The following is a 17,709-nucleotide window of genomic DNA, read 5'->3' as shown; positions in this document are numbered from 1 at the left end:
TCTCAATATTTAAAATGTTACTGATATACCTAAACTTATACTTCTCATCTGAGGATAACTGTTACCATCACCGCTACCTCGTTTTCCGTTCAGGCCTGATTTCATATCGGCATCTGTCAGATCAGGATCGGAACCATAAATATTTGTCACATCCAAATCACGGGTATGTTTGTACAACGGTGACCAACACCACAAGTTTTCAGCCGAAATATAAACTCGTGCATTTTGCATCATAATCTTTGAAATCAATTGTTTCGGCAGCGTATAGCCAAACTGCAGGTTCTTCAAGCGGATATAAGCGACATTCTGCAAATAACGGGTTTGTTTCGTATCTCTAATAGAAGTATTATAACCGGCATAACGTGGCAAATAAGCACCTTGATTATCCTCTGTCCAATAATTATCAACATGCCATGTCGGCAAATTATTATAAGGGCGATTGTATTGTCCCCAGAAAATACATTCCGAACTAGGATACCAATCCTGCTTTCCCACTCCCTGGAAGAATGCAGATATAAAGAAATTATTCCAGTCGGCACCCAGATTAATACTATAAGCAAAACGAGGCAAACTATTCCCTATTACTTTTAAATCACCATGATCATCCACCCGGTTCGTTCCATAATCAATTGCATGGTTGCCATCCTGGTCTTTCAACTTCACATCACCCGGATACCAGATATTCTTAGAGGAAGATTTTATCAATTTCTGAGAGGCATGGCTATCAATATCTGCCTGATCTTTAAATAAACCTTCGGTCTCATATCCCCAAATTTCACCAACACGCATTCCTTCGTAATAATCATCCAAATACTTATTTTCATTATTATAACGATCTATGGTGGAAATATAATCTGACAAGGTTCCTTTGATTTCATAATTAAACGGTTTGTTTGCCAACTCAAAATGATCGCGCCATGTTAACGTAATTTCCCAACCTTTCGTTGTCATATCCGCATAATTCCCTTTCGGAGAAGAAGCTCCAAATATTTCAGGAAGAGTTTTACCGACGGTATACATATCCGTGGTCTTACGGATGTAGTAATCTCCGGAGAAGCGAAGTTGTCCGTTTAGCATACCAAAATCAAGTCCGACATCGGTTGTTGTTGCCGTTTCCCAGGTTAGGCCATTCGGCATAACTGCCGGGGCACTGGTATATTTATTCAACGCTCCGTTTAATACCCGGTCGGAAGTTTTAATACTTAACAGTTCCAGGAAGCTATACGGAGCAACGTTTCCATTCCCCAGTGACCCATAAGATGCACGTACTTTAATATCTGAGAAAATACGTTCATTTACCTTCCAGAACGGTTCCTCAGAAATCCTCCAACCCGCAGAAACGGAAGGGAAAAATGCCCATTGTTGATTTATTGGGAATTTGGAGGAGCCATCATAACGTCCGTTTACTTCCAATAAATACCGATCTTTAAACGCATAATTCAAGCGGAAGAATCCGCCGGCAACCTGCCAACGGGTAAATTTCCCGGAAGTGGTAATTGCATCTCCCAAGGCTAAGTTGATATTCTCCGTATCATCCAATAACAATCCATTACGTTGAACATCCAGACTCTTATATTTAGATTGTTCATAATTATAACCAACCATTCCTTTGAAGTAATGTGCATCTGCAAACGTATTCTCATAATCTGCATAAATATTTGTAGCTATATAATCGGTGAGACTGGTTGTTTCTTTCAAATCATTATATTTCTCACTCAACAACAAAGTTTCGCCATCCACCTTACTGTAAGGTACCGGTACACGACGCTGTGTTTTATTATTATCCGTATTCCGGAATGTGAAATCCCCTCTTACATGTAATTTATTATTCAGGAGTGATGCCGTAAAATTCGTTGTATTCCTTAATACCTTATTATTCGTATCAATACCATTCTTTCCGTAAATAAAGTCACCGACGGTATAAGCTGCCGCGAAAGTCAAACTGCCATCAGGATTGAAAATAGGCTCGCAAGGATGCCCCTCATCAGAGATGTTGCGCCATATAGAGCCACCTTCACCCACGTTCATCGGATTATGATAATCCATATTGGAAAATTCCATATTATTCTCAACCTTCAACCAGTCAAACAATTGAATTGAGCCTTTCGCACGCAGGTTCATAGTTTTATAGTCATCCGTATTATATCGAAATAAACCATCATATCCGTAAAAACGGCCGGAAATATAATAATTCAGTTTGCCGTTGCTCCCACTTAATGATATGTTATGATCCTGTGCAAACGTATTTTTTTTATACAAAGCATTATAGTAATCTGCGTTACCATAATAAACGTATTTGCCGTTGGCATCTCTTTCCACCTCCGATGTAATTCCCTGTTCTTTCCGTAGCCTGAAGTCTTCCAGCCAACCAAGGGAGAAGTCCTGAGTCTTATTTATATTTTTAGGATCTGCCGAATAATTATTCCAGGCATGGTATGCTTCATAGAAAAGACTGGCATATTCATATCCGTCGGTAACTACATCCGGTACGGTAGCAGGACTTTGTAAAGAAAAATTACCAGTATATGAAATAGACGTTTTATCCTTAGCCGGTTCTTTAGTCGTAATCAGCACAACACCAAATGTACCCCTGGCACCGTAAATAGCAGCAGAGGCCGCATCTTTCAGGACAGAGACACTGGCTATATCGTTGGGATTTAACATAGACGGATCTCCCTCAACACCATCAATCAGAACCAAGGCATCGCCTCCCTGGCCAATAGAAGTCGTTCCACGCACATTATAACTGGCCGTACGAGTCGGTTTACCGTCTGTGAGTTGGATGTTTAGATTCGGAATAGATCCTTGTAACATTTGAGTAGCATTCGATACAGAGCGATTCTCAAATACTTCGCTTGTAACTTGTTCCACTGCTCCTGTCAGATTCAGTTTCTTCTGCGTACCGTAACCTACTACTACTACCTCATCCAGTTTTTGCATATCCTCATGAATAGCAATAACCAGATTATTCTTATTCTCCACCGATATTTCCTGAGATACATAGCCAATATATGAGACTTGTAAAATCGCATCAGGGGCTACCTCTATGGAGAATTTACCGTCAATATCCGTTATTGTTCCGTTCGTCGAACCTTTCACCACCACATTTACACCAATTACCGGTTCACCTGAAGCATCACAAATCTTTCCGGTGACTTTACGAGTCTGCTGCTGAGTTTTATTTCTAGAGATTGCAGTTGTCGTTAATACTATATGTCGGTCTTTAATAGTATACTTCAAATCCACTTTAGATGTAATAGCATCCAGGATATCCCGAATGTCGGCATCTTTCTTGGTAATTGAGATCTTCTCATTCTTATTTATCTCTTCCAGATTATAGAAAAACAGGTATTCGGATTGTTTTTCTATTTGTTTCAGTACATTCTCCAACGTTTCATTCTTTGCAGAAACTGTTAGTTTTGCAGTCTGTGCATAAGTTGCGGCAAAAACTTGAGACAGACAAACAGTTAGCATTAGCACGGTTAACTTCATAATGTTTATAGCTCTTTTCGGTTTTACAAAAGCAACTATACGTTGATTATTCATACTCTAATAGTTTTAAGATTAAACACTTTTTCCACGGCAATGGAAGTTTAATTGAATCACACCCTTTAGAAGATAGTATCCGGCAAGATATTTTTCTCCACTTCTTACTTTTTACGTTATCCACTCATACATTACATTTTTAAAGGTTAACTAATCCATATCGCTCATTCCGAAATCGTAACATGTCTTTTATCAATCTTGTATTTGATAGGTACGGACAGGTTAATAACTTCCATGATATCCTTTATACTTTCCCCACGATAGAATGTACCGGTAAAGGTACGTTTGTTCAAGTCTTTCGATTGAATAGTGAATTGTGCACCATACACATGGCTCAACCGATCGAGAATAGATTCCAATGTTTGTTCGGAAAAATAATAATAACCGGTTATCCAGGATGTATATTGCTGGGCATCAACCCGGTTCAAAGAAATACTTTTTCTATTCCGGTTATAAACAAACTGCTGGTTTGGCTGTAAGATCGCCTGCCTGTCGATACCCAAAGTCGTCAACCGGACAGACCCTTCCAATAAAGTCGTTACAACCAGCGAATCCAACGGATAAGCCATTACGTTGAACTTGGTTCCGAGGGCTTCGATATCCTGTTCTTTTGTTTTTACGATGAAAGGTTTGTCTTTTTGTTTGGCTACATCAAAGTAGGCTTCCCCTTCCAGATAAACGATACGTTGTTTTTTACCAAAGTCCTTATCGTAATGGAATGTCGTTTTTGATCCTAGGCTGACCTGCGTACCGTCGGGTAACTCAACCACATCCGCTTCCAGCCCATCGCCTCCAATATATCTGGAATATAACCCATTATCAACATCTCTCGAAGAAAAGAAGAATACAGAACTGATAGCTACCGCAATCAAGGCCACGGCAACATAGCTACCGATTTGATACCAAAGTCTGAAGCTGCGGGATTGTGAATTTTCCTTTTTATTAAGTAAATTCAGCCAGCTCTCATCGATATTCAGGGCTTCTCCTAAAGAAGTACCGGCATCATACATGGCCTTGATCTCAAAGAATAGTTCCTTGTTGGAAGTACTCTCTTTCACCCAATCGTAAAAAAGCTCTGTTTCTTCTTTAGACAGATTGCCTTGTAAATAGCCTATAATTAACTCTGTATGTTCGTTTTCCATGATATCTCCTTTGTATAGTTACCCTTCGGTGACTTAGTCCTTTATGAACTTATAACGAATGGCAGCCCAAAAGTACTCACACAAAAACAAACTTTTTTTAAAATTAAATACGAACGATTGAAAATGAAGGCGAATGCGAATAGGATTTAAGTAAAGCCCTAGGCTCAAATCAAGGTAAAAAGATAAAAGAAAAGATGCGAACAATGCTTACGGAGATAAAGCAAAGACCTGTACAGCTGGTTCTCGACTGTGCGGACAGAGAGGCCCAACTGATTCGCAATCTCGGCCGCTTTCATCCCTTTCAGATAGGAAAGACGGAAAATCTCCTGATTCCTTTCGGGCAACTCGGCAACTTTCTTCATCAATAGATCCAGCAGGTCTTTCCGCATAAACAGTTCGTCGGACGACTCAAAATAGTCCAGTTCCTCCAGTTTGAGCTGGACGGCCCGGTGATCCAGAATTTCCTGCTCCATATTCGAACGGCGCAGGTGATCGATACAGGCATTGCGGACAGCAACGTAAAGAATACGTTTCAGATCGGCATCCGGAAGAAGGAAGACCTGTTTGTCCCAAAGCTTGAGAAAAACGTCGTGCACGATATCTTCCGCAAAGAAACCCGAGACGAACTTCCCCGCAAAGCGAAGCAGCATCGGAGCATATTCAAGATATATACGCTGGTAGCAGTTTGTCGTCTGATCTTTCACTTCCATCTTGCAAACATATAAAATATCAGGTATTATTCCACAACTTCGCCGGCTTTTAACGCATATTACCCGCTCAAAAATGTTCAGAAGCGGAAGAGCGCCCCTCCAAAGGCAACCTCAACAGTCCGGCAGATATTCCAGGATAGTAAGGCAGATATTTTCATTACACCGGCATCTCTTTTCAGATACCTGCCGATTTATTTTTCGTCCGACAGGAGTCGGACAGCTGTTCGACCTATGTAGGACAGCTGTCTGAGCCGGGTCGAACAGCTGTCTGACGATTGTCAAACAAATATTATATCGGCACTTAAGAGAAAATACAACGGCATCCGGAAATCCTTTCACCGGCAGAAAGGTAAATCCATCCCGGTAAGAGGCAACAGGAAGACAGCCGAAGTCATAAAACAGAAAAAGGGCACAAGCCAATCATGACCTGTGCCCCTTTTCCGTTTCTTTACTTTACAATAAAACTATGTACGGACGGTTCATCGAAAGTGATGGAGTCGATCGCACCCGTTTCGGTATTGAAATAGCGGATCGTATCCTTCTCCGTATTCTGGAGAGTTACTTTCCAGCCGTCGCCTTCCCGGTCGATCGACAGGATATCCGTTGTGTTGCTGCCGGGAGATACGGCCAGGCCGTCGGCACAATGAACGGTTTCGATATGATAGCGCCTTACATCGAGCGGGAATTTCTTCCCGTTGCAGGTGAAATTGGCAGTATGTTGCAACTCGTTGCTCTGCCAGTCGGTGTTCAAGAGATAGATCGTGCGGCGATCTTTATTATCCCAGACGGTGAAGCCGATGGAGGGGGCAGACTCGATCCAGCCGGCCTTCTGTTCACCTGCGACTGTTGCTTCGGCGATTTCACGCAGGGTGGCTTCATACTGATCCCGCAATGTATTTTCTGCCGGATAGGCATGAGCGGGGAAATAGATAATCTTTCCGTTTCCGAAGGTAAGCTCGGTTTTAGCCGTCAGTGTCCGATAGTTTTCTCCCAACATCTCACGGATAACGGCATCATTCGTAGGGAAGCTGACAGGCTGGTCCGGTTGAAGCTCCGCATTCAGGTGGGCGGCAGTCAGGACAAGCGTTCCGCCATCGAATACATAGTTGCGGATACGCAGGAAATCATTCTCATCAAAGCTGTTCCAGCCGAGAAAGACCATCGCTTTATACTTATTCATTACGTCCAGAGGAGCTTCCACCGGGAGTAGGTCGACCGTACCGTACGGAGTAGCGGTAAACCAACCTTCGGGACCGCAGGCATCCACCGTATTATCCGGATAGAAGACATTCAGGAGGTCGAAGCTTTCGGTCGCCTTGTTGAATGCCCACTTATCGCCTTTCTGCGACCACAGGCTGCCACGCCCGAACGACTTCCAGGCATCATTCCTTCCCTGGATAACGGCAATATTACTTTTCAGTTCACCCCGGCGGGTATGTGTCTCGATAAAATCGAGTACGCGATGCTGGGCATACAGATGCTCCTTACCCGACTTGGAATAACGGTCGTTGGCATATTCGTCCGTCCACAAGGCTTCCTCGGTATTTATGTGGGAAGAACCGTGCATGTAGGCAACGGCGAGCGACATATAAAGGCGAAGGGAATGTTTCGGGTCGGTAAACGGTCCGGAACCCCATTGCATGGCATGTAGCGAACCGTACTGCGGCTTGCTGTAAGCCCTTGAAGCGCCACGGAGGGAAGAAAGGATGATTTCTTCGGGGCCGTACATCTGTTCGGCTCCCAGCCAGTTGTACCCTGCCTGATACAGATAACGGAACAGGGAAGACGGGCCGGTATGGCGGGTGCTTTCACCTTTCGAATAGCGGAAGTTCTCAACCAGCTTGCGGGCTCCGTCGGCCATATCTTTCACACCCTGCGGATCGTAATGGATGAAAACGCCATGATCCGTGTAAATTGGACGGTGCTTGGCAAAGATACCGCCATAGGGACGGTTGCGGGCAGCCATATCGGAAAAGACTCCCTGGTAAAGGAAATGCTGCCAGTAGTAATAACCACCGTCATTCTCATGCGCCTGCTTCCCCCGAAACATGGGTGAGGCCAACGTTTCAAGGTCGGGATTGATACGCTTTGCGGCCAGGGTACGTCCCTCGACCTGCCACGCATACGGCATCTGAAGCTTATTCAACAAAGCGGTGTAATGACTGATGATCTTCAGATTGGCTACGCGGAAACCGCTCCACTGGTAAGAGGGACGGAACTGATACCAGTTACCGATACGGTTTGAAACATACCATTTAAAGAAATAATCGTACGGAGTATACTCCTTATCGATATGGATCTCGTCGCCCGAAGAAAGGTACACCTCATCGCGTCCCTTTTGAATGATCTGGCGGATGGTGGCTTCCGCCTTGCGGGAACCGTCGTCGAACGTCAGCGGCACGGCAGAGGCAATCCCATCAGCACAGAACTCCACGACATGCAAACCTGTTTCCTTCAGTTCTACCTCCTGGAATGAAGGGGTTACGGAGGCCGGAGCCTGTATCTTGAGTTTCACATCCGGTTTATTCGTTTCGAGCAGAACGCCGAAAGCGCTTCCGGCAGTGACATATTCGGGGACAGACACGATTTCATAATCGCGCGCACTCTCTTCTATAATCTCCAGCGAACGCAGTTCATAAGGATAAGCAGCCCGGTTGTCTTCTTTCAACAGAGTTAACTTCAGGTCGCCCTTTCCACTGACGGAAGCAGGCAGCAGGATATAGAAGTCGGCCACATCGGATGCCCGGTCGAAGATATTACCTTCGAAGACGGTCGTGCCGTTGTAATCCACTTTCCAACGCGGCCAGCTACGGGTAGCGAGGTTGCAACCGATCCAGTAATTGTAATCGTCCGGTTTATCGGCAAACTTCGTAAACGGAATGGAACAAACCGGTTTCTTGTTTTGCACCAGCCGGGGAGCTTCCACCCAGCATTCTCCGCTGAAATGTGTCCCGCCGATACGCAGAAAAGCACAAGCCACATTCTCCGGCAGGATAAACTTACCGGTGATATTCCGGAACCTGGATGTTCCTTCGGGGACACTGAGATAAAGGAGAGAGTCGGGACGGTCGTAGATATCATCCTTATAACGCCCCGGTTTCTTGTAGAACAGTTCGATAGCCACCCCGAAGTCGCCGCCGGGAGAGACCGACAGGTTCTGCTGTTTGACAACGGGCAGCGTAACGGTCAGTTCGCCGGCCTTCAATAGATCGCCCGACACACGGTAATAGGCATGACGTTCGAAGTTATTGTCTTCTCCCTTGAAATAAAGGGAATATTTATCCTTCTTTACATGAACGGAGTCGAGGTTATCGTCGATATAGAACTCGGAGCGGCGGAACATTTCCTCCCCCCTGTTCTGGAAAGGTGCCGGCATCTTCACGCCACCTACCACGCGGAGGAATTTCCGTGTCGGATAATCCGCCTGCTGGAACGAGACATTCTCGGTAAGGCTGTTGCCGGGAGTTAATAGATACACCTTCTCACCACCGGATGGGGTGAAAACAACGGTTCGTTTCTCTGTCTGCAAAGGGGTGGCCAGAAGAAGCGACACCGCAAAAATCTGACTGACCAGAAGGTAAAAGACTCTTTTCATAACTAATATTAAGATATATCTGTTAATAGACAGGTCAAATGTACGATTAATTTCCTTCTTTATGTACTTTTGTCTTTCCATTGAACGAGCGAAAGAAAAGAAAAATGATAGTTATCAGAGATACGGAATTATTGAAAGGAAAGAAACTGGCTGCCACCATCGGCTTCTTCGACGGCGTGCACCTGGGACACAGGTTCCTGATAAATGAACTGAAAGAGACCGCGAAAGCCCGCAATCTGCCTTCAGCAGTGATCACATTCCCGGAACATCCCCGCGCCGTATTGCATGCCGATTATCAGCCGAAGTTACTCAACTCTTTTGATGAGAAGCTGGAGCAGCTGGCCTCGACAGGGATCGATTATTGCATTGTTCTCGACTTCACCGTCGAACTGTCGCGCCTTACGGCACAGGAGTTTATCACTACCGTACTGGCCGACAAGCTGCATGTCGAAGTCCTGCTGATCGGCTACGACCACCGTTTCGGGCACGACCGGAAAGACGGGTTCGAACAGTATGTCACCTATGGGGCGGCTTGCGGCATGGATGTCGTCAAAGCATCCCCCTATGACGACGGACAGACGGCTGTCAGCTCTTCCGAGATACGCAAGTTGTTAACAGAGTGCCAGGTGGAAAAAGCTGATAAGTTACTCACTTATCCGTACCAGCTACGGGGAACGATCGTAAACGGCTACAAGGTAGGCCGCAAACTGGGATTTCCGACAGCCAACATACAGGTGGACGAACCGTTCAAGATCGTCCCCGGCATCGGAGTTTATGCCGTCCGGGTCTATCTGAAAGGGGAAAGATATAAAGGAATGCTTTATATCGGCGACCGTCCCACGCTCAACAATGGCAGCAATATCACACTGGAAGTGAATATACTGGACTTCTCCGGTGACATTTACAATAACGAAATAACCGTTGCGTTTATATATTATGTACGCGAGGATATCAAGTTCGGTTCGCTGGAAGAGTTGAAAGAGCAACTGGCCCGCGACCGGGAAACGGTTAACAAATTATTATCGGAATAAGATGGAACTTTACTACGAAGCAATAGATACATTAAAGGGAATGATTTCCCGCCCTTCCTTTAGCCGGGATGAAGCGGCAGTAGCTGATTATCTGCAACAGACCTGGCAGTCGGCGGGACATACGGTGCACCGCAAAGGCAACAACCTATGGATCGTCTCCCCGGGTTTCGACCTGAACAAGCCGACCCTGCTGCTCAACTCCCATATCGACACCGTCAAGCCGGCCTCCGGTTGGACGAAAGATCCTTTCAACCCCGAAGAGAGTGAAGACGAAAAACTGTATGGCCTCGGTAGTAACGATGCCGGTGCAAGCGTGGTTTCCCTCTACACAACTTTCACGCAGTTGATCGGGAAAGAGCAGGCTTATAACCTGATCTTCCTCGCTTCCTGTGAAGAGGAAGTATCCGGCAAGAACGGTCTCGAAAGTGCGCTGGCCGATCTCCCTCCGATCGCTTTCGCCATTGTCGGCGAACCTACCGGAATGCAACCCGCCGTAGCCGAAAAGGGATTGATGGTACTCGACTGCGTTTCTATCGGCAAAGCCGGACATGCGGCCCGCAACGAAGGGATCAACGCGATCAGCCTGGCGATGAAAGATATAGAATGGTTCCATACGTACCAGTTCCCGGAAAAGAGTGACTTCCTCGGCCCAGTGAAGATGAGCGTAACGATCATTCATGCCGGCACACAACATAATGTGGTGCCCGACCGTTGCGAATTTACCGTGGATATCCGCACGAATGAATTCTATCCCAACGAGAGACTGTTCGAACTGATCAAAGAGCAGGTCGGCTGCGAAGTGAAAGCCCGTAGCTTCCGCCTCAACTCGACACGGACAGCACTGGATCACCCGTTCGTCAAGCGGGCTGTGATGATGGGAAAAGAACCGTTCGGCTCGCCTACCCTGAGCGACCAGGCGCTTATGCCGTTCCCTTCCGTCAAGATCGGTCCGGGGAACTCCGCCCGCTCACATGCGGCAGACGAATATATCGGTTTAATGGAGATCAGGGAGGCGATCGATACGTATGTGCGGTTGCTGGACGGACTGAAACTATAAGTATATGCTGAAAAAGATACTGGGGACAATTGGAACACGCTATCTGATTGCCTTTCTGAACCTGATGCTTATTTTCATTAATGCCAAGGCGTTGGGGGTGGAAGGTGTCGGCCTGGTGGGTATCATCCTGGCTTCGATAAATATTGCCGTCGTATTCAACGGGGTCCTCTCGGGTAATACGATCGTGTATTTCATGAACCGTTATTCCATCCACACCATTTTGTTCCCGGCTTATGCGTGGCCCCTGATCGGATCGGGGCTGGCGTGCGCTTTTATGTTATTTTTCGGTTTATTCCCGGAAGAGTACCTGACAGACATATATGTACTGTCGCTGATATCTTCTTTCATTACGACCAATGCCCGTTTCCTTCTGGGTAAAGACAGGATCACAGGGTTCAACATTACCTATATGCTGCAAGGGGGATTGTTGTTCTTTATCCTTCTCTATTTCTACTACATAGCCGGGAAGCAGGAAGTTTCATCCTACATCTACGGATTATATATCGCTTACGGCATTGCCTTTGCCGGTAGCCTGGTCTTGCTTTTCCCCTACCTGATCAAAAGAGAGAACAAGCCGACAGACAAACCGTTCGTTTCCATCCTGAAAGAGATGTTCAGTTATGGCCTTTGGGGAAGTGCAGACAATATAGCCGAAGTGCTTACCACCCGGCTGAACTATTTCCTGATCCAACGTTTCGCCGGCTTGGGCAGTGTGGGATTGCTGGATGCCGGGACAAAGATATCGGAAAGCGTCTGGCATATCAGTCGGAGCGTCAGTTTCATCGAGTACAGCAGCGTGGCACAAACGACGGATGCCGATGTACAAAAAAGAACGACATTGCAGCTGTTCAAGCTCACTTTTTGTGCCATCGCGTCGGCAACCGTCTGTATTCTGTTTATCCCGGAATGGATCTATACGGATTATCTGTTCAGTCCCGAATTTACTGGGATGCGAAAGGTTATATTCGGCTTATCCGTCGGGATTGTCGCTTTAGGGTGCAACAGTATACTCAGCCACTATTTCATCGGAAGCGGGAAGATACGTTACAGCGCAGTCAGCTCCTGTATCGGACTTCTCACTCTGCTTATAGCGGGCTATATACTGATACCTCTTTATGGCGTTGTCGGAGCAGCCATCAGTTCCAGCATAGCATTCTGTGCCATGCTGGTGTTTTCCATGACTGTGTTCTGCCGGCATAACCGGACCCGGATAAGCGAATTCATCCCAGACAAAGAAGACTTCAACGAACTCGTCAAACGAATACGCAGCAAGTTCAATACCTGAAACTACCTCCTCCCAGGAACTCACGCAGAAGCGAAGTGCCGGGCAAACCGACATCCGGAATATAGTTGAAGTAACGAAGGAACCGCAACAGGCGATAAGCCTCCGCATTTTCAGCATCGTTTTCGCGAACTTCTGCCAGGATCGGCTCGGCAAACTTGCGAAGGGCAGCCAGTTCATACAACATGGCACTGTTAAACATGGCATCCGCATTCTCCTGATAAGGGAAGATCCATTTATCTTCACCCCGACGAACACTCGGCCAACGGGCAATCGTGTCCTTTGCCGAATAACCACGGAAGCGGTAGTCACGGATGATACGGCGCAACAGACGGTTGTCGGTGGTCGGTATCCAGTTATGGTTATCCAACGAGATCGAGGTAAGGACGGAGACATAGACCATGTACTTGAACTTATCGTCTATCATGGCAGTCAGTTCGGGATTCAGGGCATGGATACCTTCTATTACCAAGACTGAATTCTTCTGCATCTTCAGTTTCTTACCCTTATAGATACGCTTACCGGTTCCAAAATCGAAAGTCGGCAGATCGATTTCCTTTCCGGATAACAAATCCTTCAACTCACTGTTGAAATAAGGAAGGTCGAGGGCATAGAGCGATTCGAAATCGTAATCGCCGGTTTCATCTTTCGGCGTATCTTCCCGGTTCAGGAAATAGTCGTCGAGCGATATACTGACCGGGTGGATCAGGTTTGTGATCAGTTGGACTTCCAGGCGTTTGCAGAAAGTCGTTTTCCCGGAAGACGAAGGGCCTGAGATCAATACGATACGGACTCCCTCCTCATACCGTTTCGCTATTTCTTCCGCGATCTTGGCGACCTGTTTCTCCTGCATGGCTTCCGACACCATGATCAGTTCGGAAGTATGGCCGCTCTCGATGGCACGGTTCAGGTCTCCGACATTATTCAGGTCCAAGGTACGTTGCAACGTTAAGTGCTGCTTATAGGCTTCGAACATCTTATCCTGCCGGATAGCCGGTTCGAGTTCCAGCGGATTACTTTTTTTGGGTATTTGAAGCAATACGCCGTCAAAGTAAGGCACGATATCGAACAGTTGGATATAACCGGTTGAAGGGGTCAGACATCCGTAAAAGAAGTTTATATAGCCGTCCAGTTCATAATACGAAGTATAAGGCATCCCGGCCGTTTCGATCAGGCGGGCTTTGTCGTTCATTCCACGTTCACGGAACAGGACCGTGGCATCGACCGTGCGAACCGTCTTATGAAGGAAAGGCAGATCGGCATCGATTATTTCACGCATGCGCTTCTTGATCTTGTCGATCGTTTCGATATCGATCTTCTTTCCGTTATGGATCACACAGTAGTAACCTTTTGATATCGGATGTTCTAAATTTAATGTCGCAGAAGGAAGTACGTCGTTCACCGCTTTGGAAAAGATATGACACAGGGAACGAACATAAGTTCGAAGCCCTGAAGATTGCGTATAATCCACGAACTCAATGTCTTTCGGATGCCAGCAACGGAAATTCAAACCCTCCACTTTATTATTCACCTGCGCATTCATCGGGCGGTAACGCAAAGGCGCACCTATCATCGTATAGATGTCTAACAGAGAAGAACCAATGGGAACCTCTTTATAGCTATTGTTATTTTTGCAATAAATTGTGATTGTTTCAGACATATTATATCAGTTATTATTTGTAGTTTTGCTGCCTAAAGTTAGGACTATTAATCGGATATACTTCCAGGTATAACTATTTTTTTGATGGATAATACAATTTTTACCGTACTAAAGTTGCTCGGTTCACTTGCGCTTTTAATGTATGGAATGAAAGTTATGAGTGAGGGTCTCCAGAAACTGACAGGAGATCATCTTCGTAATATCCTAGGCGCCATGACGACTAACCGGTTCACCGGACTGCTCACGGGCGCGTTCGTCACCGCAGCAGTACAGTCATCGACAGCAACCACTGTTATGACTGTCAGTTTTGTAAACGCAGGACTTCTAACTCTGACACAAGCCATCTCCGTCATCATGGGGGCCAACATTGGAACGACGATTACCGCTTGGATCATGTCGATCTTCGGTTTCCAGTTCAATATGACCAACATTATCTATCCACTCTTCGCGCTGTCTTTACCCCTTATCTTCTCCCAAAAGAGTAGCCGCAAATCATTCGGTGAATTCGTCTTCGGGTTCGCATTTATGTTCCTGGGTCTGACAACCTTGAGGGAGAATGCCATGCACATGGACCTGGAGCATAATCAGGCGATCCTGTCATTCATCACCTCCTGCAAGGAATGGGGAATGTGGTCTGTGTTGCTATTCTTGTTGGTCGGAAGTATCATCACGATGGCGGTCCAATCGTCAGCAGCCGTTATGGCTATTACATTAATATTATGTTCGAGCGGCGTGCTCGACCTGTACCTGGGTATCGCCCTGGTGATGGGAGAGAATATAGGAACCACCGTGACATCCAATATAGCTGCACTTACCGCTAATGCACAAGCCCGAAGGGCGGCATTTGCCCATTTCATATTTAACTTTTTCGGAATCATCTGGGTACTTTGCATCTTCTATCCGTTCATAGATGCGGTCAAGAGTATCGTTACCTACCTGGCACCGAATACCCCAAAAGACATCGCCATCACTTATACGTTGTCGGCATTCCATACCGCCTTTAACATCTGCAACGTATTATTATTAATATGGTTTATAAAACCGATCGAACGGTTGGTTTGTTTTGTGATCAAATCGAAGCCGGAAGACGAAGAATATCGCCTGCATTATATCACCGGCGGTCTCCTGTCGACAGCCGAGTTATCCATCCTGCAAGCCAGTAAGGAGATATCTCTTTTTGCAGAACGGACTACCCGCATGTTCAACATGGTGAAAGAGGCATATTATGAAAAAGATGAAGACGCCTTTATGAAAACATACAACCGGATCGAAAAGTACGAAAATATCAGCGACCATATGGAGATAGAGATAGCCAATTACCTCACCCTGGTGGCAGAAGGCCGTCTGAGCTCGGAAAGCAAGGAGGAGATCCGTATCATGCTCCGTGCCGTATCGGAAATCGAAAGTATCGCCGACTCGTGTAACAACCTGGCACGTACCATCAAACACCGGAACGAAGGGAAGTCGATCTTCACCGACAAACAGAATCACAATATAGACAAAATATTTGAACTGGTGACCCAGGCCTTGCGCCAGATGAACCTGATATTGAAGAAACCGGAATTGGTACACGATGATATCAATCCTTCTTACAATATCGAAAACGAAATAAACAATTATCGTAACCTGCTTAAACAACATAATGTGGAAGATATCAATAATAAAGCATACCAGTATCAGGACGGTGTGTATTACATGGATATCGTCAGTGAAGCTGAAAAGCTGGGTGATTATGTACTAAATGTTGTTCAGGCAGTTATTGAAAAGAAAATATAATTATGCATACATTCATTTTAATCGGATATTTATCCACTTAAACTTAGATAGATGGACTATTCTTTTTTTGATTTTCTTACGCTTGTAGGAGCATTAGGTATGTTCCTATACGGAATGAAAGTGATGAGTGAAGGTTTACAGAAAGTCGCGGGAGACAAGCTACGAGGCATCCTCTCGGTCATGACGACTAACCGCTTCACTGGCGTGCTGACCGGGATTCTGATCACCGCACTCATTCAGTCATCAAGTGCTACTACCGTAATGGTTGTCAGTTTTGTTAACGCAGGACTTCTTACACTGACCCAATCAATCAGTGTTATCATGGGAGCCAACGTCGGAACAACAGTTACGGCATGGATTATCTCACTCTTCGGATTTAAAGTAGATATCAGCGTCTTTTCCCTGCCACTTATCGGTATCTGTATCCCGTTGATATTCTCCGGCAAAAGTAAACGCAAGTCATGGGGTGAGTTTCTAATGGGTTTTGCTTTCCTCTTCATGGGGTTGTCTTATCTGAAATCATCCGTTCCCGACCTGCAAAGCAATCCTGAAATCCTTTCTTTCCTACAAGATTACACCTCTCTGGGATATCCTTCCCTCCTTATATTCCTTCTCTTAGGAACTATTCTTACAGTCATTGTACAATCTTCGAGTGCTACCGTCGCCATCACATTAATCATGTGTACACAGGGATGGATACCTTTCGAAATGGCAGCTGCCATGGTATTAGGAGAAAACATCGGAACAACTATCACAGCAAATATTGCTGCTATCTCAGCCAATGTATCGGCCCGTCGAGCAGCGATTGCCCACCTCATGTTTAACGTATTCGGTGTCTGTTGGGTCATGGCTCTGTTCTATCCGTTCACCAATATGATTTCCTGGATCGTAACGAACTACGGCCCCGGTGATCCGAACGAAATGACCCAGTTCCTCAGTACGCTCGATCCGAAAACGATCTCGCTGATCACATCCAGTGCACAGATTACGGACCCGCACCTGCTTGCATTACAAAAGCAATTACTGACATTGCAGGTGTCTGTTTCCTACGGTCTTTCCCTGTTCCATACCGTATTCAATATAACTAACGTTTGTATCATGATCTGGTTCGTAAAATTCTACGTATACGTTTGTTCGGCCCTTATCAAGCCGAAGAATGTCAGCGACGAGGAAGAGTTCCAGTTGAAATATATTCCTTCAGGTATGCTTTCTACATCCGAGTTATCATTGATGCAGGCTAAAAAGGAAATTGCCGTATTCGGCGAACGTACACAGCGTATGTTCGGTATGGTCAAAGAACTGTTCTACGAAAAGAATGAAGATAACTTCCTGAAGATATTCAGCCGTATCGAGAAGTATGAGAACATCAGCGACCGTATGGAGATTGAAATCGCCAACTACCTGACGTTCGTAGCAGAAGGCCGCCTGAGTTCCGAAGGAAAAGAAGAGATACGCATCATGTTGCGTGCTGTAACGGAAATAGAAAGTATTGCCGACGCATGCAACAACCTGGCACGTGGAATCAGACGTCGTAACGAAGGTAAATCCGAGTTTACAGACGGACAGAATCACAATATAGATCAAATGTTCGCTCTGGTGGAAAAGGCATTGACCCGCATGAATGAAATTCTGCATATGCCCGAAGTGGTACACGATGACATCAACCAGTCGTACAACATCGAGAACGAAATTAACAATTATCGTAATCAGTTGAAGAGCCACAACATGGAAGATGTAAACAATAAGGTATACCATTATCAGGACGGCGTTTATTACATGGACCTTATCGCCGAATCGGAAAAATTGGGTGATTACATTCTAAATGTTGTTCAAGCAGTTATCGAAAAGAAAATATAATCGTATATTTGTTGGTGTAATGAACATTAAAGTCCTGATCTTGCACAAGATCG

Annotated in this window: 10 protein-coding genes; 5 read left to right on the top strand and 5 right to left on the bottom strand. The window is 45.7% G+C overall.

All coding sequences use genetic code 11. The features are described from left to right. Nucleotides 1–9: 9 nt before the first annotated feature. From M1P97_RS10300 to M1P97_RS10285, 4 genes are all read right to left on the bottom strand, one after another. Nucleotides 10–3,546, bottom strand: a complete 3,537-nt coding sequence (locus M1P97_RS10300; protein ID WP_249389021.1) for a SusC/RagA family TonB-linked outer membrane protein — start codon at nt 3,544–3,546, stop codon at nt 10–12. A gap of 164 nt (nt 3,547–3,710) precedes the next feature. Further along, nucleotides 3,711–4,688, bottom strand: coding sequence for a FecR family protein (locus M1P97_RS10295; RefSeq protein WP_249389020.1), 978 nt, complete (start codon nt 4,686–4,688; stop codon nt 3,711–3,713). 164 nt (nt 4,689–4,852) lie between these two features. After that, nucleotides 4,853–5,398, bottom strand: coding sequence for an RNA polymerase sigma-70 factor (locus M1P97_RS10290; protein ID WP_195370296.1), 546 nt, complete (start codon nt 5,396–5,398; stop codon nt 4,853–4,855). A 448-nt stretch (nt 5,399–5,846) separates the two neighbouring features. Further along, nucleotides 5,847–8,993, bottom strand: coding sequence for a hypothetical protein (locus tag M1P97_RS10285; RefSeq protein ID WP_249389019.1), 3,147 nt, complete (start codon nt 8,991–8,993; stop codon nt 5,847–5,849). A gap of 104 nt (nt 8,994–9,097) precedes the next feature. On the opposite strand from M1P97_RS10285, the gene ribF reads away from it, so the two are divergent. The 3 genes from ribF to M1P97_RS10270 are packed head-to-tail and all read left to right on the top strand — an operon-like array spanning nt 9,098 to nt 12,366. Further along, nucleotides 9,098–10,024, top strand: a complete 927-nt coding sequence (gene ribF / locus M1P97_RS10280) for a riboflavin biosynthesis protein RibF (protein ID WP_195370298.1) — start codon at nt 9,098–9,100, stop codon at nt 10,022–10,024. A gap of 1 nt (nt 10,025) precedes the next feature. Then, complete coding sequence (locus M1P97_RS10275; protein WP_249389018.1) at nt 10,026–11,081, top strand: M20 family metallo-hydrolase; 1,056 nt, start codon at nt 10,026–10,028, stop codon at nt 11,079–11,081. Between the two features lie 4 nt (nt 11,082–11,085). After that, nucleotides 11,086–12,366, top strand: a complete 1,281-nt coding sequence (locus tag M1P97_RS10270; RefSeq protein WP_195370300.1) for a lipopolysaccharide biosynthesis protein — start codon at nt 11,086–11,088, stop codon at nt 12,364–12,366. Here the strand turns inward: M1P97_RS10270 and M1P97_RS10265 are convergent. Beyond that, nucleotides 12,356–14,023, bottom strand: a complete 1,668-nt coding sequence (locus M1P97_RS10265; protein WP_195370301.1) for a nucleoside kinase — start codon at nt 14,021–14,023, stop codon at nt 12,356–12,358. The two genes, M1P97_RS10270 and M1P97_RS10265, sit on opposite strands and share 11 nt — an antisense overlap. 84 nt (nt 14,024–14,107) lie before the next feature. On the opposite strand from M1P97_RS10265, the gene M1P97_RS10260 reads away from it, so the two are divergent. Beyond that, a complete protein-coding gene (locus tag M1P97_RS10260; RefSeq protein ID WP_249389017.1) occupies nt 14,108–15,799 on the top strand; it encodes a Na/Pi cotransporter family protein in 1,692 nt (563 codons plus the stop codon). 51 nt (nt 15,800–15,850) lie between these two features. Further along, nucleotides 15,851–17,656 carry a Na/Pi cotransporter family protein gene (locus M1P97_RS10255; RefSeq protein ID WP_195370303.1) on the top strand — a complete coding sequence of 602 codons (1,806 nt, stop codon included), beginning with the start codon at nt 15,851–15,853 and terminating at the stop codon, nt 17,654–17,656. Nucleotides 17,657–17,709 lie beyond the last annotated feature (53 nt).

Origin of the sequence: Parabacteroides leei, from assembly GCF_023369805.1 — a bacterium.
Taxonomy (GTDB): Bacteria; Bacteroidota; Bacteroidia; order Bacteroidales; family Tannerellaceae; genus Parabacteroides; species Parabacteroides leei.
The sequence above is the reverse complement of the archived record's forward strand: the minus strand, read 5'-3'. Positions and strand labels throughout refer to the sequence as shown.

Bases quoted from the DNA above. Each gene is read 5' to 3' on its own strand.
- M1P97_RS10300 (WP_249389021.1), bottom strand. From the start codon at position 3,546: ATGAATAATCAACGTATAGTTGCTTTTGTAAAACCGAAAAGAGCTATA.
- M1P97_RS10295 (WP_249389020.1), bottom strand. From the start codon at position 4,688: ATGGAAAACGAACATACAGAGTTAATTATAGGCTATTTACAAGGCAAT.
- M1P97_RS10290 (WP_195370296.1), bottom strand. From the start codon at position 5,398: ATGGAAGTGAAAGATCAGACGACAAACTGCTACCAGCGTATATATCTT.
- M1P97_RS10285 (WP_249389019.1), bottom strand. From the start codon at position 8,993: ATGAAAAGAGTCTTTTACCTTCTGGTCAGTCAGATTTTTGCGGTGTCG.
- ribF (WP_195370298.1), top strand. From the start codon at position 9,098: ATGATAGTTATCAGAGATACGGAATTATTGAAAGGAAAGAAACTGGCT.
- M1P97_RS10275 (WP_249389018.1), top strand. From the start codon at position 10,026: ATGGAACTTTACTACGAAGCAATAGATACATTAAAGGGAATGATTTCC.
- M1P97_RS10270 (WP_195370300.1), top strand. From the start codon at position 11,086: ATGCTGAAAAAGATACTGGGGACAATTGGAACACGCTATCTGATTGCC.
- M1P97_RS10265 (WP_195370301.1), bottom strand. From the start codon at position 14,023: ATGTCTGAAACAATCACAATTTATTGCAAAAATAACAATAGCTATAAA.
- M1P97_RS10260 (WP_249389017.1), top strand. From the start codon at position 14,108: ATGGATAATACAATTTTTACCGTACTAAAGTTGCTCGGTTCACTTGCG.
- M1P97_RS10255 (WP_195370303.1), top strand. From the start codon at position 15,851: ATGGACTATTCTTTTTTTGATTTTCTTACGCTTGTAGGAGCATTAGGT.